The 25,756-nt window shown below is 69.4% G+C and carries 16 protein-coding genes; 12 read left to right on the forward strand and 4 right to left on the reverse strand.

Features of this window, described 5'->3' with window-relative positions; genetic code table 11:
• The 4 genes from ASC67_RS20820 to ASC67_RS15620 all read left to right on the forward strand — a co-directional run.
• A partial coding sequence (locus ASC67_RS20820; RefSeq protein ID WP_056323232.1) for a DUF1302 family protein occupies nucleotides 1-1,409 on the forward strand: 1,409 nt, incomplete at its 5' end.
• Between the two features lie 11 nt (nucleotides 1,410-1,420).
• Nucleotides 1,421-2,800 carry a DUF1329 domain-containing protein gene (locus ASC67_RS15610; protein WP_056323235.1) on the forward strand — a complete coding sequence of 460 codons (1,380 nt, stop codon included), beginning with the start codon at nucleotides 1,421-1,423 and terminating at the stop codon, nucleotides 2,798-2,800.
• Nucleotides 2,801-2,843: 43 nt separating this feature from the next.
• Nucleotides 2,844-3,776 carry an alpha/beta hydrolase gene (locus ASC67_RS15615; protein ID WP_011828490.1) on the forward strand — a complete coding sequence of 311 codons (933 nt, stop codon included), beginning with the start codon at nucleotides 2,844-2,846 and terminating at the stop codon, nucleotides 3,774-3,776.
• A 38-nt stretch (nucleotides 3,777-3,814) separates the two neighbouring features.
• Nucleotides 3,815-4,981, forward strand: a complete 1,167-nt coding sequence (locus tag ASC67_RS15620; protein ID WP_056323240.1) for a CaiB/BaiF CoA-transferase family protein — start codon at nucleotides 3,815-3,817, stop codon at nucleotides 4,979-4,981.
• A 21-nt stretch (nucleotides 4,982-5,002) separates the two neighbouring features.
• On the opposite strand, the gene ASC67_RS15625 is transcribed toward ASC67_RS15620, so the two are convergent.
• Complete coding sequence (locus ASC67_RS15625; protein ID WP_056323245.1) at nucleotides 5,003-7,693, reverse strand: LuxR C-terminal-related transcriptional regulator; 2,691 nt, start codon at nucleotides 7,691-7,693, stop codon at nucleotides 5,003-5,005.
• 472 nt (nucleotides 7,694-8,165) lie between these two features.
• Between ASC67_RS15625 and ASC67_RS15630 the strand changes: the two genes are divergently transcribed.
• The 4 genes from ASC67_RS15630 to ASC67_RS15645 all read left to right on the forward strand — a co-directional run bounded on the left by ASC67_RS15630 (nucleotide 8,166) and on the right by ASC67_RS15645 (nucleotide 13,219).
• Nucleotides 8,166-8,939: an enoyl-CoA hydratase/isomerase family protein gene (locus ASC67_RS15630; RefSeq protein WP_056323248.1), complete on the forward strand. Its 774-nt coding sequence runs from the start codon at nucleotides 8,166-8,168 to the stop codon at nucleotides 8,937-8,939.
• A 34-nt stretch (nucleotides 8,940-8,973) separates the two neighbouring features.
• On the forward strand, nucleotides 8,974-10,536 hold the full coding sequence (locus ASC67_RS15635) for an acyl-CoA synthetase (protein ID WP_056323251.1): 1,563 nt from the start codon (nucleotides 8,974-8,976) through the stop codon (nucleotides 10,534-10,536).
• A 104-nt stretch (nucleotides 10,537-10,640) separates the two neighbouring features.
• Nucleotides 10,641-12,116: an NAD(P)/FAD-dependent oxidoreductase gene (locus tag ASC67_RS15640; RefSeq protein WP_056323256.1), complete on the forward strand. Its 1,476-nt coding sequence runs from the start codon at nucleotides 10,641-10,643 to the stop codon at nucleotides 12,114-12,116.
• 50 nt (nucleotides 12,117-12,166) lie between these two features.
• Nucleotides 12,167-13,219 carry an alpha/beta fold hydrolase gene (locus ASC67_RS15645; protein WP_056323259.1) on the forward strand — a complete coding sequence of 351 codons (1,053 nt, stop codon included), beginning with the start codon at nucleotides 12,167-12,169 and terminating at the stop codon, nucleotides 13,217-13,219.
• Nucleotides 13,220-13,269: 50 nt separating this feature from the next.
• Here ASC67_RS15645 and ASC67_RS15650 read toward each other — a convergent pair whose 3' ends face one another.
• Nucleotides 13,270-16,065, reverse strand: coding sequence for a LuxR C-terminal-related transcriptional regulator (locus tag ASC67_RS15650; protein ID WP_056323263.1), 2,796 nt, complete (start codon nucleotides 16,063-16,065; stop codon nucleotides 13,270-13,272).
• Between the two features lie 177 nt (nucleotides 16,066-16,242).
• Here ASC67_RS15650 and ASC67_RS15655 point away from each other — a divergent pair, with 177 nt between their 5' ends.
• Complete coding sequence (locus ASC67_RS15655; RefSeq protein WP_056323267.1) at nucleotides 16,243-17,862, forward strand: NAD(P)/FAD-dependent oxidoreductase; 1,620 nt, start codon at nucleotides 16,243-16,245, stop codon at nucleotides 17,860-17,862.
• A gap of 40 nt (nucleotides 17,863-17,902) precedes the next feature.
• Here the strand turns inward: ASC67_RS15655 and ASC67_RS15660 are convergent, their stop codons facing one another.
• A complete protein-coding gene (locus ASC67_RS15660; RefSeq protein ID WP_056323271.1) occupies nucleotides 17,903-18,889 on the reverse strand; it encodes an NADPH:quinone reductase in 987 nt (328 codons plus the stop codon).
• Between the two features lie 190 nt (nucleotides 18,890-19,079).
• Here ASC67_RS15660 and ASC67_RS15665 point away from each other — a divergent pair, with 190 nt between their 5' ends.
• Entirely contained in the window at nucleotides 19,080-19,931 is an 852-nt protein-coding gene (locus ASC67_RS15665) for a 3-hydroxybutyryl-CoA dehydrogenase (protein WP_056323275.1), read from the forward strand.
• Between the two features lie 10 nt (nucleotides 19,932-19,941).
• Nucleotides 19,942-20,925 (forward strand): MDR family oxidoreductase, encoded by a 984-nt coding sequence (locus ASC67_RS15670; protein WP_056323280.1) that lies wholly within the window; start codon nucleotides 19,942-19,944, stop codon nucleotides 20,923-20,925.
• On the opposite strand, the gene ASC67_RS15675 is transcribed toward ASC67_RS15670, so the two are convergent.
• Complete coding sequence (locus ASC67_RS15675; protein ID WP_056323284.1) at nucleotides 20,915-21,988, reverse strand: AraC family transcriptional regulator; 1,074 nt, start codon at nucleotides 21,986-21,988, stop codon at nucleotides 20,915-20,917. The two genes, ASC67_RS15670 and ASC67_RS15675, sit on opposite strands and share 11 nt — an antisense overlap.
• A 158-nt stretch (nucleotides 21,989-22,146) precedes the next feature.
• Here ASC67_RS15675 and icmF point away from each other — a divergent pair, with 158 nt between their 5' ends.
• Nucleotides 22,147-25,437: a fused isobutyryl-CoA mutase/GTPase IcmF gene (gene icmF, locus ASC67_RS15680; protein ID WP_056323290.1), complete on the forward strand. Its 3,291-nt coding sequence runs from the start codon at nucleotides 22,147-22,149 to the stop codon at nucleotides 25,435-25,437.
• The last annotated feature ends 319 nt before the right edge of the window (nucleotides 25,438-25,756 follow it).

Below are 25,756 nucleotides of genomic sequence, written 5' to 3' on the forward strand. Positions count from 1 at the left end.
GGCTGCGTGCGGGCAACCAGCAGATCGCCTGGGGCGAGGCGCTGTTCTTCCGCGTGGCCGACCAGCCCAACGGCCTGGACCTGCGCGGCCACCTGTTCGGCATCGCCGCCGAGGAGTACTCCGACACCCGCCGCTCCGCGCTCGGCCTGCGCGCCAACTACCGCGTCAACGAGAAGATGGACGTCGACGGCTTCGTGCAGCGCTTCGCGCCCACGCTGCTGCCCAACGGCGAGACCGGCTACAACCTCATCCAGGACCAGTTCACCGTCGACCAGCGGCCCGGCTACGAGGACGTCAAGAACAAGTGGAACGTCGGCTTCCGCTTGAAGGGCGAGGCCGGCGGCTTCGGCTACCAGGCCTTTGCGATCAACCGCACCAACCCCGACGGCGTCTTCAAGTGGTCGGCCGCCAAGGGCGAGAACGTCCTGCCGGGCACCGCGTTCGCGGTGCAGCCGACCGGCGTCTGGAGCGCCGAGGAATGGTTCCGCGGAGCCTCCAACTCGCGCCTGAACGGCATCGAGGGCGTGGCCACCTCGATGAACTTCATCACCGCGGCCGGCGACCCCTACGGCCTGGTCGGTCTGGCCACCGCCTGCGGCGCCGAACGCGCGGTCTACGGCGACTTCAAGATCGGCAGCAAGGCGGCAGCGTCGTGCATCCTGGACACCTTCTTCACGCCGGGCGTGGCCGGGCCGCTGCGCGGCTGGCTGAGCCGCGAGTACAAGCGCGAGACGGTGTTCGGTGGCGGCATCAACCGGGTGTTCGAGGGCGAGCCCGACTCGCTGCTCGACCAGCTGATCGGGCGCTTCGAGTTCTCGTACACGCCCAACAAGCACTTCACCAACCCGACGCTGGGCGACTACATCGAGAAGGACGAGTACCAGTTCGCCTTCATCATGGAGAAGTACCACAAGTTCACCAGCGCCTTCCCGGCGACCTACTTCGTGGCGCAGTGGCTGCACAAGTCCAGGAGCGACCTGTTCGGGCGCTACCTGGGCGGCGTGGGCAACACCCCGGGCGACAACCCGAGCGGGCAGTCGGGCGGCTTCAACGCGGTGGCGCTGGCGCTGCAGCAACCGTCGCCGACGCTGGAGTACCGCTTCGACTTCGCGATCCTGACCGACCTCAAGGGCGGCTGGTACGCGCAGCCGGGTGTGAAGTGGAAGCCCACCAAGTCGATCCAGGCCGACCTCTACCTCAACGCCGTGTACTCCCAGAACAAGGGCGAGTACCGCGACTTCGTCGACGGCCTGCAGCACAACAACGAAATCTTCGCTCGCGTGGCTGTCGTGGTGTGCGTCGAACCGGCCGCCCGGCGGGCCGGTTTCGACGACGACACGCACCGGCCGCTCGCGCAGCCGGTGCTTTTTTCTTTGTGCCATCGCCTTCGCGCCGGGGCGATGGCCTGAACAGGTCATTCATGGCGCACCTCCTGCGTTTCGACCGCGACTACAGCCGCCGCGCCTTCCTCGACGCCACCGGCAAGGGACTGCTGCGCGCCGGCGTGTTCGGGTCGGCCTGGGCGGCCTTCCTGCGCACCGGCTCGGTCGCAGCGGCGTATCCGGACGAGTTGCTGTCGATCGAGGTCTACACGAAGGGGCGGCTCAAGCCCGGTGACGTGATCGACGCGGGCAACGTGGAACTGGTGAAGGACCTGCTCGACCCGGTCCGCTACCGGCAGATCGCCACGATGGGTCGCAAGCTGGTGCTCGCGCCGACCACCACCGACCTGAGCCATCTGAATCCGCTGCCTTACCTGGAGGCCACGGCGCGAAACCGCGGCAAGGCGCGCTTCGATGCCACCGGCAACATCGTCACCACCGAAGGCAAGCCCTGGATCGGCGGCAATCCGTTTCCGGAGCCCACGTCGGCGCTGGAGATGTTCGCCGCCCACACGCTGAGCTGGGGCCGGCACGACGTGTCGGTCTATGCCAGCAAGGAATACGACCTCGACCCCGCGGGCAATCTGCAGTACCAGTACTCGTCGGTGTGGGCCGAGATGTCCACGGTAGCGCGTACCGTCATCGATCCCAAGCCCTACTGGGCCGGTGAGGCGGACAAGCTGCGCTACCAGTCGGTGCTGTTCACCGAGCCGGCCGACGCGCGCGGCACGATCTTCCTCAACATCTGGGCCTACGACCAGAACCAGTTCCCGCAGCTCTACGGCTACCTGCCGGCCTTCAAGCGCGTGCGCAGTTTCCCGACCAATCAGCGCTTCGAGCCGCTGGTGGCCGGTGCCGAGCTCTACCTTTCGGACGCCTGGGCGGCCGGCGACCCGTTCCTGACCTGGGGCAACTATCAGGTCGTGCACCGTGGGCCGCACCTCGCAGCGGTCTCGCGCGGATGGACGTCGACCCATCCGAACTGGGAGCACACCACCCATGGCGGCCCGAAGGGCAACCTGTTCTGGGACCACGCGGTCGAACTGGTGCCCGAGGTGATCGTCATCGAGGCCGAGCCGGTGCGTTACCCGCGCGCGCCGGTCGGGCGCAAGCGCGTGTGGTTCGACGCGCGCACGCTGGTGCCGTTCCAGATGGTGTCCTACGACCGTCGCGGCGAACTGTTCCGCCACTTCGACGCGTCCTTCGCGTACTACGACGACGGCAAGGCGCGCGTGATGGACGGCAAGGAGCCCTACTGGTCCTGGGCCACCGTGCATGCCTTCAACGTGCAGACCAACCGCATGACCCGCATCGAGCAGGTGCGCGAGGTGCCGGGCGGCCACTCGATGCGCGTCAACGACCCCAGCGTCTACGACAAGTACCTGACCACTTCCGCGATGCAGCGGCTAGGCAACTGAAGCCCGGTCTCTGCGCTTCTTCACCACCCCCAAGGAGACGACGATGTCACTGGACCCGCAAGTACAAGGATTGCTCGATGCGTTCAAGGCGCAGGGCCTGAAGAGCTTCGAGCAGATGACGGTGCCCGAATCCCGCGAGACTGCCATGGCCTTCGTCGGCCTGGAAGGCGACGAGGAGGCGGTAGCCGATGTGTCGAATCACCGTGTGCCGGTGAAGGGCGGCGACATCGCCGTGCGCATCTACCGGCCAGCGGGCAACGCCCCGCACCCGATGCTGGTTTACTTCCACGGCGGCGGCTTCGTGTTCGGCAACCTGGATCTGGTCGACAAGGTCGCCCGCTCGCTGTGCAACGCGTCCAATGCGGCGGTGGTCTCGGTCGACTACCGCAAGGCACCCGAGCACCCCTATCCCACGGCGCCGGAGGATGCCTACGCCGGCCTGGTGTGGGCGCGCGAGAACGCCGCGAAGCTGGGGCTCGATCCGGCCCGCATCGCGGTGGCCGGCGACAGCGCCGGTGGCAACCTCGCGGCGGTCGTGTCGCAGATGGCACGTGACCGCAAGGGCCCGAAGATCGCCCACCAGGTGCTGGTCTACCCGGTCACCGACGCGGCGGGCGACTACCCCTCGCGCAAGGAAAACGCCGAAGGCTACCTGCTGACGCAGGGTGCGATGAACTGGTTCTTCGGCCATTACCTGACGAGTCCCGGCCTGGCGAGCGACGCCTATGTCTCGCCGATCAAGGGGGATCTCAAGGGCCTGCCCGCCGCCACCGTGATCACCGCCGGCTACGACCCGCTGCGCGACGAGGGCGATGCCTACGCCAAGGCGCTGGCGAAGGCCGGTGTGGCGGTCGACCACGTGCCCAACCCGACGATGATCCACGGCTTCTTCTGGATGAAGGGCGTGATCGGCCACACGCAGAGCATCTACGACCGCGTCGGCAGGAACCTGAAGGCCGCGTTCGGGACCGCCTGAATGCCGCCGGTTTCGACGCGCAGCTGAGGAGGGCGGTCATGCCGGCAACGGGCCCGGGCCCCGGTCCGTTGCGCGGCGTGCGCGTGGTCGAGTTCTCTGCCATGGGGCCGGCGCCGTTCTGCGGCATGCTGCTGGCCGACCTGGGCGCCGACGTGCTGCGCATCGACCGGCCCGGCGGCGGCCCGCAGGCGGCGCTGTTCGATCCCGCCCGCGACGTGCTTCAGCGCGGCCGCAACGCCGTGGCGCTCGACCTCGCGCAGGCCGATGGCCGCGCGGCGGCCTTGCGCCTGGTCGGCACGGCCGAGGTGCTGATCGAGGGCTTCCGGCCCGGCGTGATGGAGCGTCTGGGTCTGGGCCCCGAACCCTGCCTGGCGCACAACCCGCGGCTGGTCTACGGCCGCATGACCGGCTGGGGCCAGAGCGGCCCGCTCGCGCACACTGCAGGCCACGACCTCAACTACCTCGCGCTGTCGGGCGCCTTGCATGCCATCGGTCGTGCCGAGGGCGGGCCGGTGCCTCCGCTCAACCTGGTGGCCGATTTCGGCGGCGGCGCGATGCTGCTCGCAGTGGGCGTGCTGGCCGCGGTGCTGCATGCGCGCCAGACCGGTGAGGGCCAGGTGGTCGACGCCGCGATGACCGATGGCTGCGCCCTGCTGCAGGCGATGAACCTCACGTTCCAGGCCATGGGGCAATGGCAGGACCGCCGGCAGAGCAACCTGATCGATGGCGCCGCGCCGTTCTACGACACCTATGCCTGCGCCGACGGCGGCTACCTGGCGTTGGCCGCGCTCGAGGAGCGCTTCTACCGCCAGTTCCTCGAGCGCACCGGCCTGGCCGAGGAGGGGTTGATGCAGCGCCAGCACGACCGCACGCTGTGGCCGCTGCAGAAGCAGCGCATCGCCGAGGTGCTGCGCACGCGATCGCGCGACGACTGGGCGCGGGTCTTCGAGGGCAGCGATGCCTGCGTCACGCCGGTGCTCACGCTGGGCGAGGCACCGCGCCATCCGCACCACCGGGCGCGCGGCAGCTTCGTCACGGTCGACGGCCAGGTGCAGCCCGGCCCGGCGCCGCGCTTCTCGCGCACGCCCACGGTGGGCGCGCGCTCGCTCCCGGCCACGCACGACGGGGGGCAGGCGCTGGCGGACTGGGGCTGGTCTCGGGAGGACATTGCGCGGCTCGCGGCCAGCGGCGCGATGGCCGCCTGAGCGCTGACCGGCGCCACTCGCTCAGGACACCAGCCGCAAGGTCCGCGCCGCGTTGATCGCCTGCACGCGACCGCTGACGCCGAGCTTGGAGTAGATGTTCTTCAGGTGGAACTTGACGGTGTTCTCGGAGACGAACAGCCGCGAGGCGATCTCCTTGTTGGCCACGCCGTTGGCCAGGAACTGCAGCATCTCCTTCTCGCGCTCCGACAGCGGGTCGGTGAGGTGATGCCGGCAGCGCGGCTGGCCGAGGTCGGTGCCCGATGCGGCCAGCAGCAGCTCGATGAAGTCGCGGTCCGGGTCCGCCGGCGCCTGGCCATCAGCGGCGGACTGCAGGAAGTGCTGGTACTCCTCGCGCAGCATCGACACGATCGCGCGGCCCTCGTCGAGGAAACAGCGTACATAGCGGCCCGGCCGCGCCAGCTGCAGCGCCTTGCGCAGGCTGCGATGGGCGCCGTTGGGCGAGCCCTTGTCGTGGAGCATCAGGGCCTCGAACACGTACAGCCGGATGTCGCGATAGACACGGCCGGTCTGGCGCGCACGCTCGCGTGCGATCAGCTGCGAGGCCAGCGCATGGTCGTGGTGGGCGATCGCCAGCCGGATGCGGCCGAAGGCCTCGCCCTCCATGTCGTCGGCCATGTAGATCCAGTGCGGATTCAGCGGCGGGCACACCGGTGCGATGCGCTTGGCCAGTGCCGTGGCGCGGTCGAGCTCACCGGCCAGCACCGCGCGGCGCACGCGCTCCCAGTCGGCCAGCGAAACCAGCCGGTCGAGATGGCTGTCGTGGCCCATGCGCTCGAGCTCTTCGAGCACCTCCTGCGCCTCGGCCGAGCGACCTCGGGCGTCGTGCATGCGCGAGATCGACACATAGGCCAGCGCGATGAAATCGAGCGTGACGCACTCGGAGATGCCGCGCTGGAATTGCGCGCACAGCGGCTCCAGCGCCGCCAGGTCGTTGGCCTCGTAAAGCGCCCAGATCTGTGCGGCGGCCATCACCGCCGGCGCGAACGACTTGTCGAGCGGCGCATGCTGCGACAGCATGTCGGCGCGGTAGCGCTCGATCGCCTCGTTCAGGTGGCCTTGCACGATCAGGCGCGCGCCACTGACGGCCGTGGTGTAGCCCATCACGAAGGAGCCAGCGCCGCGTTCGCTGTGGGCACGGGCCAGCATCAGCGACTTGCGCGCGCCCTCGAAATCGCCGGCGGCAATGCGGCCGAAGCTCAGCACGTTGCACGCTGCGCCGAGCTCGAAGGCCGGGAAGCCGCTGACCTCCTGCTGAAGCACCTCGGGGCGATCGATGATGTCGAGTGCCGCGTGCAGGTCGTCCTCGAACAGCAGGCAGGCCATGGCCCGGCACAGGTCGGGGCTGGTGGTCTGCAGGATGTCGCCGCAACCGGCGTGCTGGTTCATCAGGTCCACCAGCGGCCGCAGTTTGGCGCGCCGGCGCAGGAACATCAGCGAGTAGGCCGCCTTGATCGCCAGCACCGGGCGGTTCGCGACGTGGTCGAAGGGCAGGCGGTCGTACCAGCGCTCGAGCGTGATCAGCTCGGCATTGGAGATCAGGCGCGAGGACCAGTCGCTCAGGATCGCCGCGGCGAGCGAGAAGTTGCGGCACGACAGCGCGTGGTAGATCGCTTCCTCGGGCAGATGCTGCGCGAGGTACCAGCGCGCCGCGCGCTCGTGCACGCTGACGACCTCGCTCTCGGAACTGCGGTGCAGGCTGTCGGCGAGGAAGCTCGAGAACAGGCCGTGGTACTTGAACCAGCGGTTGTCGGAGTCGAGCGCGCGAACGAACAGGCCGGAGCGTTCGAGCTGCTCCAGGATGTCCTGCGCGTCGTCGAAGCCGGTCACGGCCGCGCACAGCGGCGCCGACAGGCGCCGCAGCAGCGAGGTCTTGAACAGGAACTCCTGGATGCGCGGCGACTGCAGCGTGACCACGTTGTCGGTCAGGTACTCGGCCAGCTCGCGCGGGCCATGGTCCTCGGGATCGACCAGCGAGGTGCGCACCTCCGGGCTGCCGAGGCCGAGACGGAACAGCTGCAGGCCGGCCGGCCAGCCCTCGGTGCGCCGGTAGATCGCGCCCACTTCCTCGGCGCTGACCCGCAGGTCCTTCGACTCGGCGAAGAACTGCGTCACTTCGCCGGGCGTGAAGCGCAGGTCGTCGGCGCGCAGCACCGTCGCCATGCGGTTGACCAGCAGCGTCGCCAGCCCGATCTCCGGCAGCGAGCGCGAGCCGATGAAGACGTGCGCATGGGCCGGCAGGCGCGACAGCAGGAAGCGGAAGAAGCGCAGGATGGCGTCGTTGCGCAGGGCCTGGAATTCGTCGAGGAAGATCGACGCGTGGGTCTCCATGCCCGACAGGCTGTCGAGCATCCAGTTCGCCAGGTCGGGTGGCGCGTCGCCGACCCAGGCCGCGTCGGCCTCCGGATGCGCGGCGCCGCCGCGCATCAGCCCCACCAACGCGCGCATGTGCGACTCGAAGCGGCGCGGGTCGTTGTCGGCGTCGTCGAGGGTGAGCCAGGCGGTGCGCCAGCCGCGTGCCTCGTGCGCGGTCTTGATCTGCTGCAGCGTGGTCGACTTGCCATGCCCGGCCGGGCCCTGCAGCACCGTGACGCGCAGGCTGTTGTCCTGCAGCACGCGGTCGAGGATGACGCGGCGACGCACGGCGCCGGGGTAGATCGGCGGGGCGAACAGCTTGTGGGTGCTGACCTCCATCGACGCCGGCGAAGGGCCGGACGAAGGCTTCTCCGTGCCCGGTGGCGCCGCGACCACCGGGGCGGGGATGTCGGCGGGCTTCGAACGGCGGAGGCCGGCGTCGGAGTGACCGGTTTTCGACATGGGCGACAGTGCCGGGCGGGCCGGCAGAGGGATACAACGAGGTGGATTGTTCGGTCCGACCCGGTACGAGCGCCAGCGGACTTCTACCGAGAGCCAGGGTAAACGCGAGACCGAATTGCCGGGGCCATGGGTCCGTGGGGCGCGTCACGCACCGAAACGACACAACTACCCTTCCGGGTGGGAGTGCGAAGGACCTTCCAGCGTCCAATTCCTGCAGGCGGCCGATGTCCTTGCAGAGGCCACCACGTGGAGGGCAAACAAGCCCCTGCGTCGCGGGCCTGACATCGGGCCCGATCGCGGATCGACGATGGATGCGTATGTCGGCTCAGTTTCTACTTGTTCAACCCTCATGAAGGGCTTGCTCGTCAGTCGTGACGGTGGCCTGGTGCGTCTGCGCCTCGACCGACCGGAGGCGCTCAATGCGCTCGATGTCGATCTGGCCCAGGCGCTGCTCGCCGCCTGCCGCGATCTCGCCGACGACGCGTCGGTGCGCGCGGTGCTGCTCAGCGGCTCGGGCCGCGCCTTCGCCGCCGGTGGTGATCTCGCGCAGATGCGCGCCGCGCCGGTGGCAGCGGCCGACAGCCTGATCACGCCGATGCACCAGGCGCTGCGGCTGCTGGGGAACATCGATGCGCCGGTGCTGGTCGCGCTGCACGGTGCAGTGGCCGGGGCCGGTCTCAGCCTGGCGGCCGCGGCCGATCTGGCCATTGCCGCCGAGGGCACGAAGTTCAACCTGGCCTACATCAACATCGCGACCAGTTGCGACCTCGGCGCCTCGTGGTCGCTGCCGCGACTGGTGGGCCTGCGTCGCGCGCTCGAGATCGCACTGCTGGGCGAAAGTTTCGACGCGCGCAAGGCGCTGGAAATCGGGCTTGTCAACCGCGTGGTCGCCGCCGACGCGCTGGAGGCCGAAGCCGAGGCGCTGGCGCAGCGTCTGGCACGTGGCCCGACGCTGGCCTACGGCCACATGCGCCGGCTGATGCGCGCCAGCTTCGAGCGCAGCTTCACCGAGCAGCTCGATGCCGAGCGCGATGCCTTCCTCGCCAGTGCCGCGACCGCCGATTTCGGCGAAGGCCTGGCCGCTTTCTTCGATCGGCGTCCGGCCCGCTTCCAGGGCCGTTGAGCGCTGCTCTTCTCCTTCTTTTTCCCCCGGGACCATGAACATCCTCGACAGCGTTGCACGCCAGACCCTGGGCGACCTGTTGCGCCGCACCCGCCAGCGCCATCCGAACAAGCTCGCCATCCGTTGCGGCGACACCGCCTGGACCTACGCGCAGTTCGACCACGTCTGCAACCTCCTGGCCACCGGCCTGTCGGCCCAGGGCATCGGCAGCGGCGACCGCGTTGCCGTGCTGGCGCGCAATTCGCACGCCTTCGCGGCGCTGCGCTTCGCCGTGGCGCGGCTCGGCGCGGTGCTGGTGCCGATCAACTTCATGCTGAGCGCCGACGAGGCGCGCTACATCCTCGAGCACTCGGGCGCGAAGCTGCTGTGCACCGACAGCGGTCTCACCGAGCTGGCGCGCAAGGCCAGCGCCGGCACCGCGGTCGAGAGCCTGGTCTGGCTGCCCGGCGAAGACCCCAGCGAGCCGGCCGCGGGGCTCACGCGCTTCGAGGAACTGCTCGAGTTCGGCGACCGCGTGCCCAACCCGGTGCTGCACGGCGGCATGCTGGCGCAGATCGTCTACACCAGCGGCACCGAGTCGCGGCCCAAGGGCGCGATGCTGACGCACGACGCGGTGATCGCCGAGTACGTGAGCTGCATCGTCGATGCCGAGGTCGCAGAGAGCGACCTGATCCTGCACGCGCTGCCGCTCTACCACTGCGCGCAGCTCGACGTCTTCCTGGGCCCGGCAATCTACGTCGGCGCGACCAACGTCATCACCGGCAAGCCGACCGCCGACAACCTGCTCACGCTGATGGCGCGCGATGCCATCACCTCGTTCTTCGCGCCGCCCACCGTGTGGATCTCGCTGCTGCGCGCGCCGCAGTTCGACGCCACCGACCTGTCGGCCTTGTGCAAGGGCTACTACGGCGCCTCGATCATGCCGGTGGAGGTGCTGAAGGAACTGCAGCGCCGCCTGCCCAAGGTGCGGTTGTGGAACCTGTACGGACAGACCGAGATCGCGCCGCTGGCCACCGTGCTCAAGCCCGAGGACCAGCTGCGCAAGGCCGGCTCGGCGGGGCGCGCGACGCTCAATGTCGAGACGCGCGTGGTCGACGACCACATGCGCGACGTGGCCACCGGCGAGATCGGCGAGATCGTGCACCGCTCGCCGCAGCTGCTGAGCGGCTACTTCCGCGACGAGGAACGCACCCGGGCGGCCTTCGAGGGCGGCTGGTTCCACAGCGGCGACCTCGGCGTGCTCGATGCCGAGGGCTACCTGACCGTCGTCGACCGCAAGAAGGACATGATCAAGACCGGCGGCGAGAACGTCGCGAGCCGCGAGGTGGAGGAGGCGATCTACGCGCTCGAGGGCGTGTCGGAGGTGGCCGTGATCGGCCTGCCGCACCCGGTGTGGATCGAGGCGGTGACGGCCGTCATCGTGCCGAAGGCCGGCCACGTGCTGACCGAGGCCGCGGTGATCGCCTTCTGCGACCAGCGCCTTGCGCGTTTCAAGATTCCCAAGACGGTGATCCTGACCGATGCACTCCCCAAGAATCCGAGCGGCAAGCTGCTCAAGCGCGAGCTGCGGCTGCGCTACCAGACCCCGGCGACATGAGCGCCTGACCTGTCCCGCCTGCCATCCACCGCGTGCGCGGGCCATGAATCCTTGAACCAAGAACGTCGACCCGGAACGGGTCGAGCACATTCGGAGAAGAAACGATGAAGGTCTACAACGTTGCGATCCTGGGCACCGGCTTCGGCGGCCTGTGCATGGCCCTGCGCCTGCGCGAGCAGGGCGAGAACGATTTCGTGCTGCTGGAGAAGGCCTCCGGTGTCGGCGGCACCTGGCGCGACAACACCTACCCCGGTGCTGCCTGCGACGTTAAGTCGCACCTCTACTGGCTGTCGTTCACCGAGCGGCCCGAGTGGAGCAAGACCTACTGCGACCAGTCCGAGATCCTGCACAACATCGAGCTGCTGGCCGAGAAGAGCGGCCTCAAGCCGCAGATCCGCTTCAACACGGAAGTGATCGACGCGACCTGGGACGAGGCGCAGCTGCTGTGGCGCATCCGCACCGCGAACAACGAGACCGTGCTGGCGCGCAACTTCGTGCCCGCCTGGGGCCAGCTCAACCGGCCGAGCTTTGCCGGCATCGCGGGCCGTGAGCGCTTCAAGGGCGCGCAGTTCCACTCGGCCGGCTGGCGGCACGACGTGCCGCTGCAGGGCAAGCGTGTCGCCTGCATCGGCGTGGGCCCGAGCGCGGCGCAGTTCATCCCCGAACTGGCCCGCCAGGCCGCGCACCTGACGGTGTTCCAGCGTTCGCCGAACTACGTGGTGCCGCGCCTCGACCGGCCGTACACCGACGACGAGCAACGCATCTTCCACGCCGTGCCGGCCACGCGCGACGCCAGCCGGGCGGCGATATTCGCCGACCACGAGAGCTGGTACGACGCGATGCGCCTGGACACGCCGAAGGCGGCCGAGTTCACCGCGATGGCGCGCGCCCAGCTGGAGTCGCAGGTGGCCGACCCGGTGCTGCGCGAGAAGCTGTGGCCGACCTATCCGATCGGCTGCAAGCGCATCATCATCGCCGACGACTACTACCCGGCGCTGGTGCGCCCGAACGTGACGCTCGAGACCACCGCGATCGCGGGCATCGAGGAAAACGGCATCCGCACCAAGGATGGCACGCTGCACGAGTTCGACGTGATCGTGTTCGGCACCGGCTTCGAGACGGAGACGCTGCTCGGCGTGTCGGACATCAAGGGCCGCGGCGGCAAGTCGCTGCGCGAGACCTGGAAGCCGGTGCCCGAGGCCTACCTCGGCATCACCGTCAGCGGCTTCCCGAACCTCTACGTGCTGTACGGTCCCAACACCAACCTCGGTCACAACTCGATCCTCAACATGATCGAGGCCCAGGTCGACTACACGGTGCGTGCGCTGCAGGCGGCCAAGGCGCACGGCGTGGCGGCGCTCGACGTCAAGCCGGCGGTGATGGCCGAGTTCAACCGCCAGCTGCAGAAGGATCTGCAGGGCACCTCGTGGGCCGGCTCCTGCACCAGTTGGTACAAGCACGCCGACGGCCGCATCAGCAACAACTGGTCGGGCAACGTGGTGGACTACCGCCAGGCCACCGCGAACTTCCGGATCGACGAGTACGACCAGCTCCGTCAAACCGAGACGGCCAGCGCCTGATCCTGACGAGCGAGCTGTCGGGGCAACGACCGAAAGAGGAGACGTTTTCGATGGTCGAGAACGAGTACTACACGCAGGCCGTCCACGGCCCCTACGAGTGCTTCAACATCGGCGATCTGGTGCTGGAGGAGGGCGGCATGATCCGCAACTGCCAGATCGCCTACGCCACCTTCGGCACGCTGTCGGCGGCGAAGGACAACGCGATCCTGGTGCCCACCTGGTTCTCGGGCACCAGCAAGATCATGGAGCAGGCCTACATCGGCCCAGGCCGGGCGCTCGACCCCGAGAAGTACTTCATCGTCGTGGCCAACCAGATCGGCAATGGCCTGTCGACCTCGCCGCACAACACCGCCTGGCCACTGGGCATGGCGAACTTTCCCAAGGTCCGCATCGGCGACGACGTGGTCGCGCAGCAGCGGCTGCTGAAGGGCCAGTTCGGCATCGAGTCGCTGGCGCTGGTGGTCGGTGGCTCGATGGGCGCACAGCAGACCTACGAGTGGGCGGTGCGCTTCCCCGACGCGGTGAAGCGCGCGGCGCCGATCGCCGGCACCGCGAAGAACACACCGCACGACTTTCTCTACACGCAGTCGCTGTGCGACGCGATCACCTCCGACCCGGCCTGGGCCGGCGGCTGGTACGAGCAGCCGCACGCGGTGCGCGAGGGCCTGCGCCTGCATTCGCGGCTGTGGGCGGTGATGGGCTTCAGCACCGAGTTCTACAAGCAGGAGCTGTGGAGGCCGTTCGGCTTCTCGTCGGTCGACGACCTGATGCTGAATTTCCTGGACGCGACCTTCCTGCCGATGGACCCGAACGACCTGCTGTGCATGGCCTGGAAATGGCAGCGCGGCGACGTGAGCCGGCATACCGGCGGCGATCTCGCGAAGGCACTGGCGCGGATCACGGCGAAGACGGTCGTGATGCCGATCAGCACCGACATGTTCTTCCCGCCGGCCGATTGCGCCGCCGAGCAGCGGCTGATCCCGCAGGGCGAACTGAAGGTGATCGACAGCCTGTGGGGCCACATCGCCTTGTTCGGGCTGGATGCGGGCTACATCGAGCAGGTCGATCGGGCACTGAAGCAGCTGCTCGACACGCCGGCCTGAAGCCGCAACCGCACCCGCAGCAGGGCTTCAACGAAGCGAAGATCGTCGGCTCACTCGATCAACCGCAGTGCCCGCGCCGTGTTGATGGCCTGCAGCCGGTTGCCGACGCCGAGCTTGGAGTAGATGTTCTTCAGGTGGAACTTGACGGTGTTCTCCGACACGAACAGCCGTCCGGCGATCTCGCGGTTGGTGATGCCGTTGAGCAGGAAGCGCAGCATCTCCTTCTCGCGGTCCGACAGCGGTTCGGTCAGGCGACTGCCGATCGCCTGGCGGCCCAGGTCGGTGCCCGAGGCCTCGAGCAGCAGTTCGATGTACTCGCGGTCCGGGTCCGCCGCAGCGCCGCCCGGCTCGTGGGTCTGCAGCAGGTTCTGGTAGGTCTCGCGCAGCAACTCGATGATGCCGTCGCCCTCGTCGAGCAGACAGCGCACGTAGCGGCCCTTGCGGCCCAGCTGCAGCGCCTTGCGCAGGCAGCGGTGGGCGGCGTTGCGCGCGCCCATGCGCTGCTGCAGCAGCGCCTCCAGCACGCACAGCTTGATGTCGCGGTAGACGCGGCCGGTCTGGCGCGCCCGCTCCCGGGTGATCCGCTGCGCGGCGTCGGCGTAGTCCTGCCGCGCGATGGCGAGGCGGATCCAGCCGTAGCCCGATCCTTCCACGTCCTCGGCCATGTGGATCCAGTGCGGCGCGTCGTCGCGTGAGTCCGGGGCGATGCGCATCGCCAGCGCCACCGCGCGCTCGATCTCGCGGTCCGCCAGCGCGCGCCGCACGCGCTCCCACTCGCTCACCGCCACCAGGCGCTGCCAGGGGCTCGTGTGGCCGATGCGCTCGAGTTCGTCGAGCACCGCGACGGCCTCGTCGGAGCGCCCCCGCGCCTCGTGCATGCGCGAGATGGCGAGGTGGGCCGCGGCGATGAAGTCGAGCGTCACCGAGTCGGAGATCTCGCGCTGGAAGCGGTGCGCCAGCGACTCGAGCGTCGCGAGGTCGTTGGCCTCGTACAGCGCCAGCATGTGGCAGGCCGCGAGCGCCGCGCCCGCCACCGACGTGTCGAGCGGCGCCTCCTGCGCGTTCTCCTCGCGCAGGTGCGCCAGCGCCTCCTGCAGCCGTCCCTGAGCGAGCAGGTTGCTGCCGGTGATGGCGGCGGTGTAGCCGCCGACGAACGAACCGCCGCCGCGGCCGATGTGGGCGCGCGCCAGCGCCAGGGCCTGGCGCGCGCCCTCGAAATCGCCGCTGGCCACCTTGCCCAGCGCGAGCACGTTCGCGGCCGCCCCCAGCTCGAAGGCCGGGAAACCTTCCAGTTCGCGCTGCACGACGCCGGCCTGCTCGACGGTGTCGGCCGCGGCGGCCATGTCGTCGTCGACCAGCAGGAAGGACATCGCGCGGCACAGGTCGGGGTTGGTGGTCGGCACGATGTCGCCACCGCCGGCCTGCGGTGCCATCAGCTCCAGCAGCGGCCGCAGCTTGGGGCGGCGGCGCAGGAACATCAGCGCGTAGGCGGCGCGGATCACCAGCGCCGGCCGTTGTGCCACTTCGTGGAAGGGCAGCCGGTCGTGCCAGCGCTCCAGCGTGATCAGCTCGGCCCCGGCCACCAGATGCGAGGACCAGTCGGTCAGCGTGGAAGCCGCCAGCGGGAAGTTCCTGCAGCACAGCGCATGGTGGATCGCTTCCTCGGGCAGACCGTGTGCCAGGTACCACTGCGCCGCCTTCTCGTGGACCTGCCGCAACTCGTCGGGGCCGTTGCGCTGGAGGGTCTCGGCGAGGTAGGTGGAGAACAGGCCGTGGTACTTGAACCAGCGGTTGTCGGAGTCCAGCGCACGCAGGAACAGCCCGGAGCGCTCGAGGCGGACCAGCAGGTCCTGCGCGTCCTCGAAGCCGGTGACGGCGGTGCACAGCGGCGCCGACAGGCGCTGCAGCAGCGCGGTCTTCAGCAGGAACTCCTGCATGCGCGGCGGTTGCAGCGACATCACGTTGTCGGCCAGGTACTCGGCCAGCTCGCGCGGCCCGTGGTCGTCGGCGCCGTCCAGCGCCATGCGCACCTCGGGGCTCACCAGCGCCAGCCGGAACAGCTGCACGCCGGCCGGCCAGCCCTCGGTGCGGCGGTAGATGGCGTCCACCTCGCCGGCACTGACGTGCAGGTTGGCAGAGTCGGCGAAGAACTGCGTGACTTCGCCGGGCGTGAAACGCAGATCGTCGGCACGCACCACCGTTGCCACGCGGTTGACCATCAGCGTCGCCAGGCCGATCTCCGGGAGCGAGCGCGAGCCGATGAACACATGCACGTTCGCCGGCAGGCGCGCGAGCACCGAGCGGAAGAAGCGCAGGATGGCCTCGTTGCGCAGCGCCTGGAACTCGTCGATGAAGATCGAGGCCGGCGCAACCCGGCCCGACAAGGTGTCCAGCATCCAGTCCGCCAGGTCGCGCGGCGCATCGCCCGTGCCGGTGCGAGATGCGCCGGGCGTCGCGGCGCGACCGTGCAGCAGGCCCACCAGCGCGCGCATGTGCGACTCGAAGCGCCGCGGGTCGTTGTCGGCGTCGTCGAGGGTGAGCCAGGCGGTGCGCCAGCCGCGCGCCTCGTGCGCGGTCTTGATCTGCTGCAGCGTGGTCGACTTGCCGTGCCCGGCCGGCCCCTGCAGCACCGTGACGCGCAGGCTGTTGTCCTGCAGCGCGCGGTCGAGGATGGCCTGTCGCAACACGGCGCCCGGGTAGACCGGCGGCGTGAACAGCTTGTGCATCCGCACGTCCGGCGGGAAGGTCCGGTCGGTCGAGGCCAGCTCGGCCAGCGGTGTGGGCCAGACCGTCGCGGCCTCGAGCGCATGCGGCCGAAGCTGACGGTGGTTTGACGTCGGGGACATGCGGCTCGCAGGGCAACCAGCGGAACGGCGATTGTTTGCTGCGGCGCAGCTGAGCGGTCTGCGGGCTTCCCCCAGGGGGTGGGTGGGAAACGGGTGGCCAAAACTACCTGACCGGGTGGCGGGTTTTGCGGCGCCGGCGGGTTCAATCGGGCCCAACCATTTCCAGAGGAGATCCTGATGTCGAATGTCCAGCAGGCGCCGAAGCAGGTCGATGCCGTCGTCGTCGGTGCCGGATTCGCCGGCATGTATGCGCTCTACAAGCTGCGCGAGCAGGGTCTGCGCGTCCAGGTCTACGAGGCCGGCACCGGCGTCGGCGGCACCTGGTACTGGAACCGCTACCCCGGCGCGCGGGTCGACTCGCAGGCCTACATCTACCAGTACTGGTTCTCGAAGGAGCTGCTGGCCGAGTGGGACTGGAGCGAGCGCTTTCCCGCCCAGGACGAGACCGAGCGCTACCTCAACCACGTGGCCGACCGCTTCGACCTGCGCAAGGACATCCAGTTCAAGACCCGCGTGACCGCGGCGTCCTACGACGAGGCGTCCCAGCGCTGGACCATCACCACCGACGACGGCCAGTCCGTCAGCGCCCAGTACTTCATCATGGGCACCGGCGGCCTGTCGGTGCCGATGCTGCCGGCGCTGCCGGGCATCGAGAACTTCAAGGGCCGCATCGTGCACACCGCCCAGTGGCCCCGGGAGGGCGTGGACCTCAAGGGCAAGCGCGTGGGCATCATCGGCACCGGCGCGACGGGCATCCAGGTGATCCAGACCATCGCCAGCGAGGTCGGGCACCTGACGGTGTTCCAGCGCACGCCGAACTACACCATCCCGATGCGCAACCCGAAGTACGACGACGCGGCACGTGCCGAGCTGCGCGGGCAGTACCCGATGCTGAAGGAGCGCGTGCAGCACACCTTCGCGGGTTTCGACTACGACTTCGAGGACCGCAACTTCTTCGACGTGGCCCCCGAGGAGCGCCAGCGCACGCTGCAGCGGCTGTGGGACGACGGCTCGCTGAACTTCTGGATCGGCGGCTTCCGTGAAGTGTTCTTCGACGAGAAGGTCAACGCCGAGTTCTCCGACTTCGTGCGCCAGCGCATCCGCGAGCGCATCAAGGATCCCAAGGTCGCGGACAAGCTCGTGCCGCAGGACTACGGCTTCGGCACGCGCCGCGTGCCGCTGGAAACCAAGTACTACGAAGCCTTCAACCGCGACAACGTGCTGCTGGTCGACACCAAGGCCACGCCGATGGAAGAGGTCACCGAGAAGGGCATCCGCACGGCGGCGGGCCTGCACGAGCTCGACATCCTGATCTGCGCCACCGGCTTCGACGCCGGCACCGGCGCGCTGACCAAGGTCGACATCCGCGGCCGCGACGGCGTGCTCCTGCGCGACGCCTGGGCGCAGGACGGCGTGCGCACGACCATGGGCCTGCAGGTCCACGGCTATCCGAACCTGTTCATGACGATGGCGCCGTTCTCGCCGGCGGCGGCCTTCTGCAACGTCCCCACCTGCCTGCAGCAGCAGGTCGACTGGATCGCCGACTGCATCGGCTTCGTGCGCGACCAGGGCCGCCATTCCATCGAGCCCAGCGCCGAGGCCGAGGCCAAGTGGGTCGCCCACCACGACGAGCTCGCCAACCTGACGCTGGTGCCGAAGACCAACTCCTGGTACATGGGCTCCAACGTCAAGGGCAAGCCGCGGCGCCTGCTGGCCTATGCCGGCGGCGTGGGCACCTACCGCGCCAAGTGCGACGAGGTCAAGGCGAGCGGCTACGAGGGCTTCGTCACCGCCTGAGACGACCTGTCTCCTGCCCGCGTCGCGTGGGCGTGGGACCTCAGTCGATCGACAGCACGACGTTGCCGATCGCGCGACCGCTCTCGACCAACTCGTGCGCCTCGACGATGCGCTCGAGCGGCATCCGGGCGGCGATCTGGTGCACCAGGTCGCCTTGCGCGAGGAAACCGTTCAGCGTGTCGATCGCGCGCCGGCGATCGGCCTCCTCGAGCAGGTAGACGATGAACAGCCGGATGCGCGGGCTGCGGGCGGCGAGCGCGAAGAAGGGCAGCGTGAACTGCACCGCGCCGCTGCCGTAGACCACCCACTCGCCGCCGGGCCGCACGGCCTCCATGTTCAGCGCCGCGTTGGCCACCACGTCGACCTCGATCACGCGGTCCACGCCCCGGCCTCCGGTGACCTGGCGCACGCGCTCGGCCACGTTCTCGGTCTTGTAGTCGATCACCGTGTCGGCGCCGGCCGCACGCACCAGTTCGGCTTTCTCGGCGCTGCTGACCGTCGCGACGATGTGCTTCGCACCGAGCCGGCGCGCGAACTGCACCGCGTAGTGGCCCACGGCACCGGCCCCACCGGCGATCAGCACCGTCTTGCCCGCGACACCGCCGTCGACCAGCAGCGCGTGCAGCGCCGTCAGCGCCGGGATGCCGAAGCAGGCACCGGCCTCGCCGGGCATGCCGGGCGGCAGCGGCACGGCCTGAAGTTCGGGCACGGCGATGAACTGCGCGGCGGTGCCGGCCGGTCGGGCCCAGGCGCCGTTCCACAGCCACACGCGCTCGCCGAGGCGCGAGTCGCTGACGCCCGGACCGACGGCATCGACGATGCCCATGCCGTCGCTGTGCGGCGTGACGCGGGGAAACGGCATCACCGGGCTGCGCAGACCGCCGCGGGATTTCACGTCCGAGGGGTTCACGCCGGACCACTGCAGCTTCACCCGCAGCTCGCCCGGGCCCGGCACCGGGTCGGGCAGGTCGCCCAGCTGGAGCACGTCGCGGGCCGGGCCGGTGCGTTCGTAGAAGGTAGCGCGCATGGTCTTTGCAGGGTGAGGAAGCGGGACGATGGGGGGCCGGCACGAACGGCCGGCTCCGAGTCGACCGATGGTGCCCGACATCGGGCGCGCCTGCAGTGGCAAAACCCGCCAGCCCCTGCGACGCGTTCGGGCATCGGTGCGCGGGCCGGCAAGGCCTACAGTGGCGGGTGTACACCGAAGGAGTTCCTGCATGAGCGGTCAAAGAATCGGCGTGATCGGCGCCGGCACCATGGGCAACGGCATCGCGCAGGTGTGCGCGATGGCCGGGCTGGACGTGACGCTGGTCGACGTGTCGGACGCCGCGGTCGCTCGCGGCCTCGCGACGCTGGGCAAAAGCCTGGAGAGGCTGGTCAAGAAGGACAAGCTGACCGTCGCGGCCAGCGCCGCGGCGCTGGCGCGCGTGCAGGGCACGACCGACTACGCCGCGTTGGCCGGCGCCGACCTCGTGATCGAGGCCGCGACCGAGAACCTGGCCCTGAAGCTGCGCATCCTGCAGCAGCTCGCCGAGGTGGTGCGCGAGGACGCGGTGATCGCGACCAACACCTCGTCGATCAGCATCACCCAGCTGGCGGCGGCGGTGAAGGCGCCCGAGCGCTTCGTCGGCATGCACTTCTTCAACCCGGTGCCGCTGATGGCGCTGGTCGAGGTGATCGGCGGCCTGCAGACCTCGGAGGCGACACGCGAGCGCGCGCTGGCTTTCGTCAGGTCCATCGGCAAAACGCCGATCGCGGTCAAGAACAGCCCGGGCTTCGCGGTCAACCGCATCCTGGTGCCGATGATCAACGAGGCGATCTTCGTGTTGCAGGAGGGCCTGGCCAGTGCCGAGGACATCGACGCCGGCATGACGCTGGGCTGCAATCAGCCGATCGGCCCGCTGGCGCTGGCCGACCTGATCGGCCTGGACACGCTGCTCGCCGTGATGCAAGTGTTCAGCGAGGGCTTCGACGACCCGAAGTACCGGCCCGCGCCGCTGCTGAAGGAAATGGTCGCCGCCGGCCGTCTGGGTCGCAAGAGTGGTCGCGGTTTCTACGCCTACACCTGAGGTCTGCCCTATGTTCCGTGCCCTGATGCTGACGCAGGTCGACCGGCGCACCCACGCCGAGCTGGTGGAGCTGGACGAGTCGCAGCTGCCGCCGGGCGACGTGACGGTGCGCGTCGAGTATTCCAGTCTCAACTTCAAGGACGCGCTCGCGGTCACCGGCCGCGGCGCGGTCGTGAAGAACTGGCCGCTGGTGCCGGGGATCGACCTGGCCGGGGTGGTCGAGCGCAGCAGCGACCCGGCCTGGCAGCCGGGCGATCGCGTCGTCGTCAACGGCTGGGGCCTGGGCGAAACCGAATGGGGCGGGCTGGCGCAGAAGGCGCGGCTGTCGCCGCAATGCCTGCTGCGGCTGCCGGCGGCCTTCACCACGCGCGAGGCGATGGCCATCGCCACGGCCGGCTATACCGCCGCGCTGTGCGTCATCGCGCTGCAGCGCCACGGCCTCGAGCCGAGCACCGACGAGGTGCTGGTCACGGGCGCGGCCGGTGGCGTGGGTTCCGTGGCGGTGGCGCTGCTGGCGGGGCTGGGCTTTCGGGTGGTCGCGTCGACCGGACGGCCGGCGGAAGCCGAGTACCTGCGCTTCCTCGGCGCGGCGGCGATCCTCGACCGGTCGGAACTGTCGTCGCCCGGCAAGCCGCTGCAGAGCGAGCGCTGGGCCGGCGTGGTCGACACGGTGGGCAGCCACACGCTGGTCAATGCCTGCGCGCAGACGCAGTGGCACGGCGCAGTGACCGCCTGCGGCCTGGCGCAGGGCGGCGACCTGCCGGGCACGGTGATGCCCTTCATCCTGCGCGGCATCACGCTGTACGGCATCAACTGCATGCGCGTCGACGAGGCCACGCGCAGCCTCGCCTGGGAACTGCTGGCGCAGCACGTGCGCAGCGACCAGCTGGCGCAGATGACGCAGGAGATCGGGCTGTCCGAGGTGATCGCGTATTCGCCGGGCCTGCTGGACGGCAAGGTGCGCGGCCGCACCGTGGTCGACGTCAACCGCTGAGCGCGGCCTGTGCGGTGGCCGTCCGTCGCGCCGAGACGGCGCCGGGCGCCGACGCGCCGTCACTGCGCAGCGCGCGGTACTCGCCGGGCTGCGAGCCGGTCCACTTCTTGAAGGCGCGGTGGAAGGCGCTCGGCTCCTGGAAGCCGAGCAGCGTGGAGATCTCGGCGATGCTGAGCCGGCTGTGGCACAGGTGGTGGATCGCCGCGTCGCGCCGCAGGTCGTCCTTGGCGCTCTGGTAGGTGCCGCCCTCGGCCTCGAGCCGGCGCCGCAGTGTCGACGGGGCGACATGGAACTCGACGGCCAGGTCGTCCAGCGTCGGCCAGCCGGCCTGGCTGCCAAGACAGCGGCGCAGCCGGCGCCGCACGCGTGCGGTCCAGCTGTCGGTGCTCTTGTACTTGAGGAACACCGACTGCGGCGCCGATCGCAGAAAGCTCTTCAGCGCGGCCTCGGTCTGGATGATCGGCGCGTCCAGCAGCGCCGCGTCGAACTGGATAGTGGTGCGTTCGGCGCCGAACGCCAGTTCTTCTCCGTACATCACACGGTACTCGCGCGCTTCCTCGGGCTGCGCGTGACCGAAGGCGATGTGGGCGAGCTGGATGCGCCGCCCGACCAGCCAGCACATCAGGCCGTGCACCATCACCAGGTAGGTCTCCTCGGCGAAGCGGCGGTCGGCCGGGTCGGCGATGTGGTTGTGCAGCGTGATCACGGCACGGTCGCCGTCGACGGCCAGCTCGCCGTGCAGGTCGTCGAGGAAGACCGAGAAACTGCGCAGGCACCGGCGCAGGGCCCGGCCCAGTGTGCCGCAGTGCAGCACTGCATGGCACATCAGCGCGAAGCTGCCGACCTTCATGCGGCGGGCGTCGAGGCCGAAGAACTCGTCGTCGAGCTGTTGGGCGACCGCCAGCCACAGCGCCGCGAAGGCCCGGGCCGGCACGCGCGCCTGGCGGTGGGCCAGCATCTCGGCCGGGATGCCGGCCGCGCGCAGCACCGCTGGCAGCGCTTCGGGGGCAAGATGCGCCAGCGCGGCCCGCACGAAGTAGATCGAGACGGTGTCCTTGTCCATGGTCAGCCGCGAGTGTAGTGAGCGGCCGCAGCGGGTGGCAAAAACGAGCGCGGCGTTTGACGGTCCGGGGCATGTCGCCGGGCCGCCACCGCGCTGAAAATCGACAACCGACCCAGGCCCGCGGACAACCGCCGGGCGACGCAGCAAGGAGACCCGCGATGACCGATCTGTCCGCCGAGTTCAAGGCCCTGGCCGAGTACCGCCCGACGAACCGGGTGCGCTTCGTGACCGCCGCGAGCCTGTTCGACGGCCACGACGCCGCGATCAACATCATGCGGCGCATCCTGATGGGCATGGGCGCCGAGGTCATCCACCTGGGCCACAACCGCTCGGTCGACGAGGTGGTGACCGCGGCGCTGCAGGAAGACGCCCAGGGCATCGCGATCAGCTCCTACCAGGGCGGCCACGTCGAGTACTTCAAGTACATGGTCGAGCTGCTGAAGGCGCGCGGCGGCGAGCACATCCAGGTGTTCGGCGGCGGCGGCGGCGTCATCGTGCCGGACGAGATCCGTGACCTGGCCGACAGCGGCGTGCGCATCTTCAGCCCCGAGGACGGCCAGCGCATGGGGCTGCAGGGGATGATCGGCGAGATGGTGATGCGCTGTGACCGCGACCTGTCGCCGCATGCGCCGACGGCGCTGGACGCGCTCACGGGCCATGGCGAGGCCGCCTGGCGCGCGCTGGCTCAGCTGATCACCGCGCTGGAGAACGGCAAGGCCGACCCGGCGCTGGTGCAGGCGCTGCACGCACGGGCCCAGGAGCGCCACGTGCCGGTGCTCGGCATCACCGGCACCGGCGGCGCCGGCAAGTCCAGCCTCACCGACGAGCTGATCCGCCGCCTGCGGCTGGACCAGGACGATGCGCTGCGCGTCGCGGTGATCTCCATCGACCCGTCGCGCCGCAAGAGCGGCGGCGCGCTGCTGGGCGACCGCATCCGCATGAACGCGATCGGGCCGTGGAGCCAGGGGCCGCGAGTCTTCATGCGCAGCCTCGCCACGCGCGACACCGGCAGCGAGATCAGCGCCGCGTTGCCCGAGGTGCTGGCCGCGGCCAAGGTGGCCGGCTTCGACCTGGTGATCGTCGAGACCTCCGGCATCGGCCAGGGCGACGCCGCCATCGTGCCGCTGGTCGACGTGCCGATGTACGTGATGACACCGGAGTACGGCGCCGCCAGCCAGCTCGAGAAGATCGACATGCTCGACTTCGCCGAGTTCGTGGCGATCAACAAGTTCGACCGCAAGGGCGCGCCCGACGCGCTGCGCGACGTGGCCAAGCAGGTGCAGCGCAACCAGGAGGCGTGGAAGCAGCGGCCCGAGGAGATGCCGGTGTTCGGCACCATGGCCAGCCGCTTCAACGACGACGGCGTGACCTCGCTCTACCAGTCGCTGAGGGTGCGGCTCGCCGGCCTGGGCCTGCCGGTGAGCGAGGGGCGGCTGCCGGCCGTGGCCACGCGCCACAGCACGCACCAGACGCCCATCGTGCCGGGCGCGCGCGTGCGCTACCTGGCCGAGATCTCCGAGACCGTGCGCGGCTACAAGCGCCATGCCCGCGAGCAGGCGCGCATCGCGCGCGAGATCCAGCAGCTGCGCGCGAGCTCGCGCATGCTGCACGAAGCCATCCCCGACAAGTACAAGGCGCGCGACGCTCTCGAGGAGCAGGCCGTGCTCCGCGATGCGCGGCTGGACCCGCGCGCGAAGAAGCTGCTCACGATGTGGCCCGATCTGCAGAAGGCCTACGCCGGCGACGAGTACGTGGTGAAGATCCGCGACAAGGAGATCCGCACCCGGCTCACCCACACCACGCTGTCGGGCAGCAAGATCCGCAAGGTGGCGCTGCCGCGCTACGAGGACCACGGCGAGATCCTGCAGTGGCTGATGCTCGACAACGTGCCGGGCAGCTTTCCCTACAGCGCCGGCACCTTCGCCTTCAAGCGCGAAGGCGAGGACCCGACGCGCATGTTCGCCGGCGAGGGCGACGCCTTCCGCACCAACCGGCGCTTCAAGCTGGTGAGCGAGGGCATGCCGGCCAAGCGGCTGTCGACCGCGTTCGATTCGGTCACGCTGTACGGCCACGACCCCGACCTGCGGCCCGACATCTACGGCAAGGTCGGCAACTCCGGCGTCAGCATCGCGACGCTCGACGACCTGAAGGTGCTGTACTCGGGCTTCGACCTCACCAACCCCAGCACCTCGGTGAGCATGACGATCAACGGCCCGGCGCCGTCGATCCTGGCGATGTTCATGAACACCGCCATCGACCAGAACCTCGAGAAGTTCAAGGCCGAGAACGGCCGCGAGCCGACCGATACCGAGGCCGCGAAGATCCGCGAATGGGCGCTGGCCAACGTGCGCGGCACGGTGCAGGCCGACATCCTGAAGGAAGACCAGGGCCAGAACACCTGCATCTTCAGCACCGAGTTCAGCCTGAAGGTGATGGGCGACATCGCCGAGTACTTCGTGCACCACGACGTGCGCAACTTCTACTCGGTGAGCATCAGCGGCTACCACATCGCCGAGGCCGGCGCGAACCCGATCTCGCAGCTGGCCTTCACGCTGAGCAACGGCTTCACCTTCGTGGAGGCCTACCTGGCGCGCGGCATGCACATCGACGACTTCGCGCCGAACCTGAGCTTCTTCTTCAGCAACGGCATGGACCCGGAGTACACCGTGATGGGCCGCGTGGCGCGGCGCATCTGGGCGGTGGCGATGCGCGACCGCTACGGCGCCAACGAGCGCAGCCAGAAGCTGAAGTACCACGTGCAGACCTCGGGCCGCAGCCTGCACGCGCAGGAGATCGCCTTCAACGACATCCGCACCACGCTGCAGGCGCTGATCGCGATCTACGACAACTGCAACTCGCTGCACACCAACGCCTACGACGAGGCGATCACCACGCCCACCGAGGAGAGCGTGCGCCGCGCGATGGCGATCCAGCTCGTCATCAACCGCGAGTGGGGCCTGGCGAAGAACGAGAACCCCAACCAGGGGGCCTTCATCATCGACGAGCTGACCGAGCTGGTGGAGGAGGCGGTGCTGGCGGAGTTCGAGAAGATCTCCGAGCGCGGCGGCGTGCTCGGCGCCATGGAGACCGGCTACCAGCGCGGCAAGATCCAGGAAGAGAGCATGCACTACGAGATGCTCAAGCACACCGGCGAGTACCCGATCATCGGCGTGAACACCTTCCGCAATCCGCACGGCGACCCGACGCCCGGCCACATCGAGCTGGCGCGCTCAACCGACGAGGAGAAGCAGTCTCAGCTGCAGCGCCTGCACGACTTCCACCGCACCCATGCCGACGCGGCGCCGGCGATGCTGGCGCGGCTGCAGCAGACCGTGATCGCCAACGGCAACGTCTTCGAGGTGCTGATGGACGCGGTGCGGGTGTGCTCGCTGGGGCAGATCACCACAGCGCTGTTCGAGGTGGGCGGGCAGTACCGGCGCAGCATGTAGGGCGCCGGGATCCTGGCGCGCTGTTGCTGTGCGCTGTGCTCGGACCGAGCGGCGGCGGCCAGGCTGCCGGCTGGGCAGCTTCGTTCATGCCTGGCCGCTTGTATCGCGGCCGGGCGTTCAGCAGCCGAGAGGCGCCTTCTGGCGCCTCTCGCGCGGCTTCACTCCCCCGGGTCGGCCTCGCGGCCGMCCCCTCCTCATCTACCTCACTTGCGCCACCCACCCGACAGCCTGGCCGCCGCGCACCGTTGCTGCGTGAGCACGATGTCTGGAGGCATTCGCGGTGGTGCTCAAGCTGGGTCGGGGGCCGTATGGAGTGAAG

Origin of the sequence: Methylibium sp. Root1272 (assembly GCF_001425905.1) — a bacterium.
In the GTDB taxonomy this organism is placed as follows: domain Bacteria; phylum Pseudomonadota; class Gammaproteobacteria; order Burkholderiales; family Burkholderiaceae_C; genus Methylibium.

What these genes read in the sequence shown, in the direction of transcription:
- ASC67_RS15610 (WP_056323235.1), top strand. Translation starts at nt 1,421, where the DNA reads ATGGCGCACCTCCTGCGTTTCGACCGCGACTACAGCCGCCGCGCCTTC.
- ASC67_RS15615 (WP_011828490.1), top strand. Translation starts at nt 2,844, where the DNA reads ATGTCACTGGACCCGCAAGTACAAGGATTGCTCGATGCGTTCAAGGCG.
- ASC67_RS15620 (WP_056323240.1), top strand. Translation starts at nt 3,815, where the DNA reads ATGCCGGCAACGGGCCCGGGCCCCGGTCCGTTGCGCGGCGTGCGCGTG.
- ASC67_RS15625 (WP_056323245.1), bottom strand. Translation starts at nt 7,693, where the DNA reads ATGGAGGTCAGCACCCACAAGCTGTTCGCCCCGCCGATCTACCCCGGC.
- ASC67_RS15630 (WP_056323248.1), top strand. Translation starts at nt 8,166, where the DNA reads ATGAAGGGCTTGCTCGTCAGTCGTGACGGTGGCCTGGTGCGTCTGCGC.
- ASC67_RS15635 (WP_056323251.1), top strand. Translation starts at nt 8,974, where the DNA reads ATGAACATCCTCGACAGCGTTGCACGCCAGACCCTGGGCGACCTGTTG.
- ASC67_RS15640 (WP_056323256.1), top strand. Translation starts at nt 10,641, where the DNA reads ATGAAGGTCTACAACGTTGCGATCCTGGGCACCGGCTTCGGCGGCCTG.
- ASC67_RS15645 (WP_056323259.1), top strand. Translation starts at nt 12,167, where the DNA reads ATGGTCGAGAACGAGTACTACACGCAGGCCGTCCACGGCCCCTACGAG.
- ASC67_RS15650 (WP_056323263.1), bottom strand. Translation starts at nt 16,065, where the DNA reads ATGTCCCCGACGTCAAACCACCGTCAGCTTCGGCCGCATGCGCTCGAG.
- ASC67_RS15655 (WP_056323267.1), top strand. Translation starts at nt 16,243, where the DNA reads ATGTCGAATGTCCAGCAGGCGCCGAAGCAGGTCGATGCCGTCGTCGTC.
- ASC67_RS15660 (WP_056323271.1), bottom strand. Translation starts at nt 18,889, where the DNA reads ATGCGCGCTACCTTCTACGAACGCACCGGCCCGGCCCGCGACGTGCTC.
- ASC67_RS15665 (WP_056323275.1), top strand. Translation starts at nt 19,080, where the DNA reads ATGAGCGGTCAAAGAATCGGCGTGATCGGCGCCGGCACCATGGGCAAC.
- ASC67_RS15670 (WP_056323280.1), top strand. Translation starts at nt 19,942, where the DNA reads ATGTTCCGTGCCCTGATGCTGACGCAGGTCGACCGGCGCACCCACGCC.
- ASC67_RS15675 (WP_056323284.1), bottom strand. Translation starts at nt 21,988, where the DNA reads ATGGACAAGGACACCGTCTCGATCTACTTCGTGCGGGCCGCGCTGGCG.
- icmF (WP_056323290.1), top strand. Translation starts at nt 22,147, where the DNA reads ATGACCGATCTGTCCGCCGAGTTCAAGGCCCTGGCCGAGTACCGCCCG.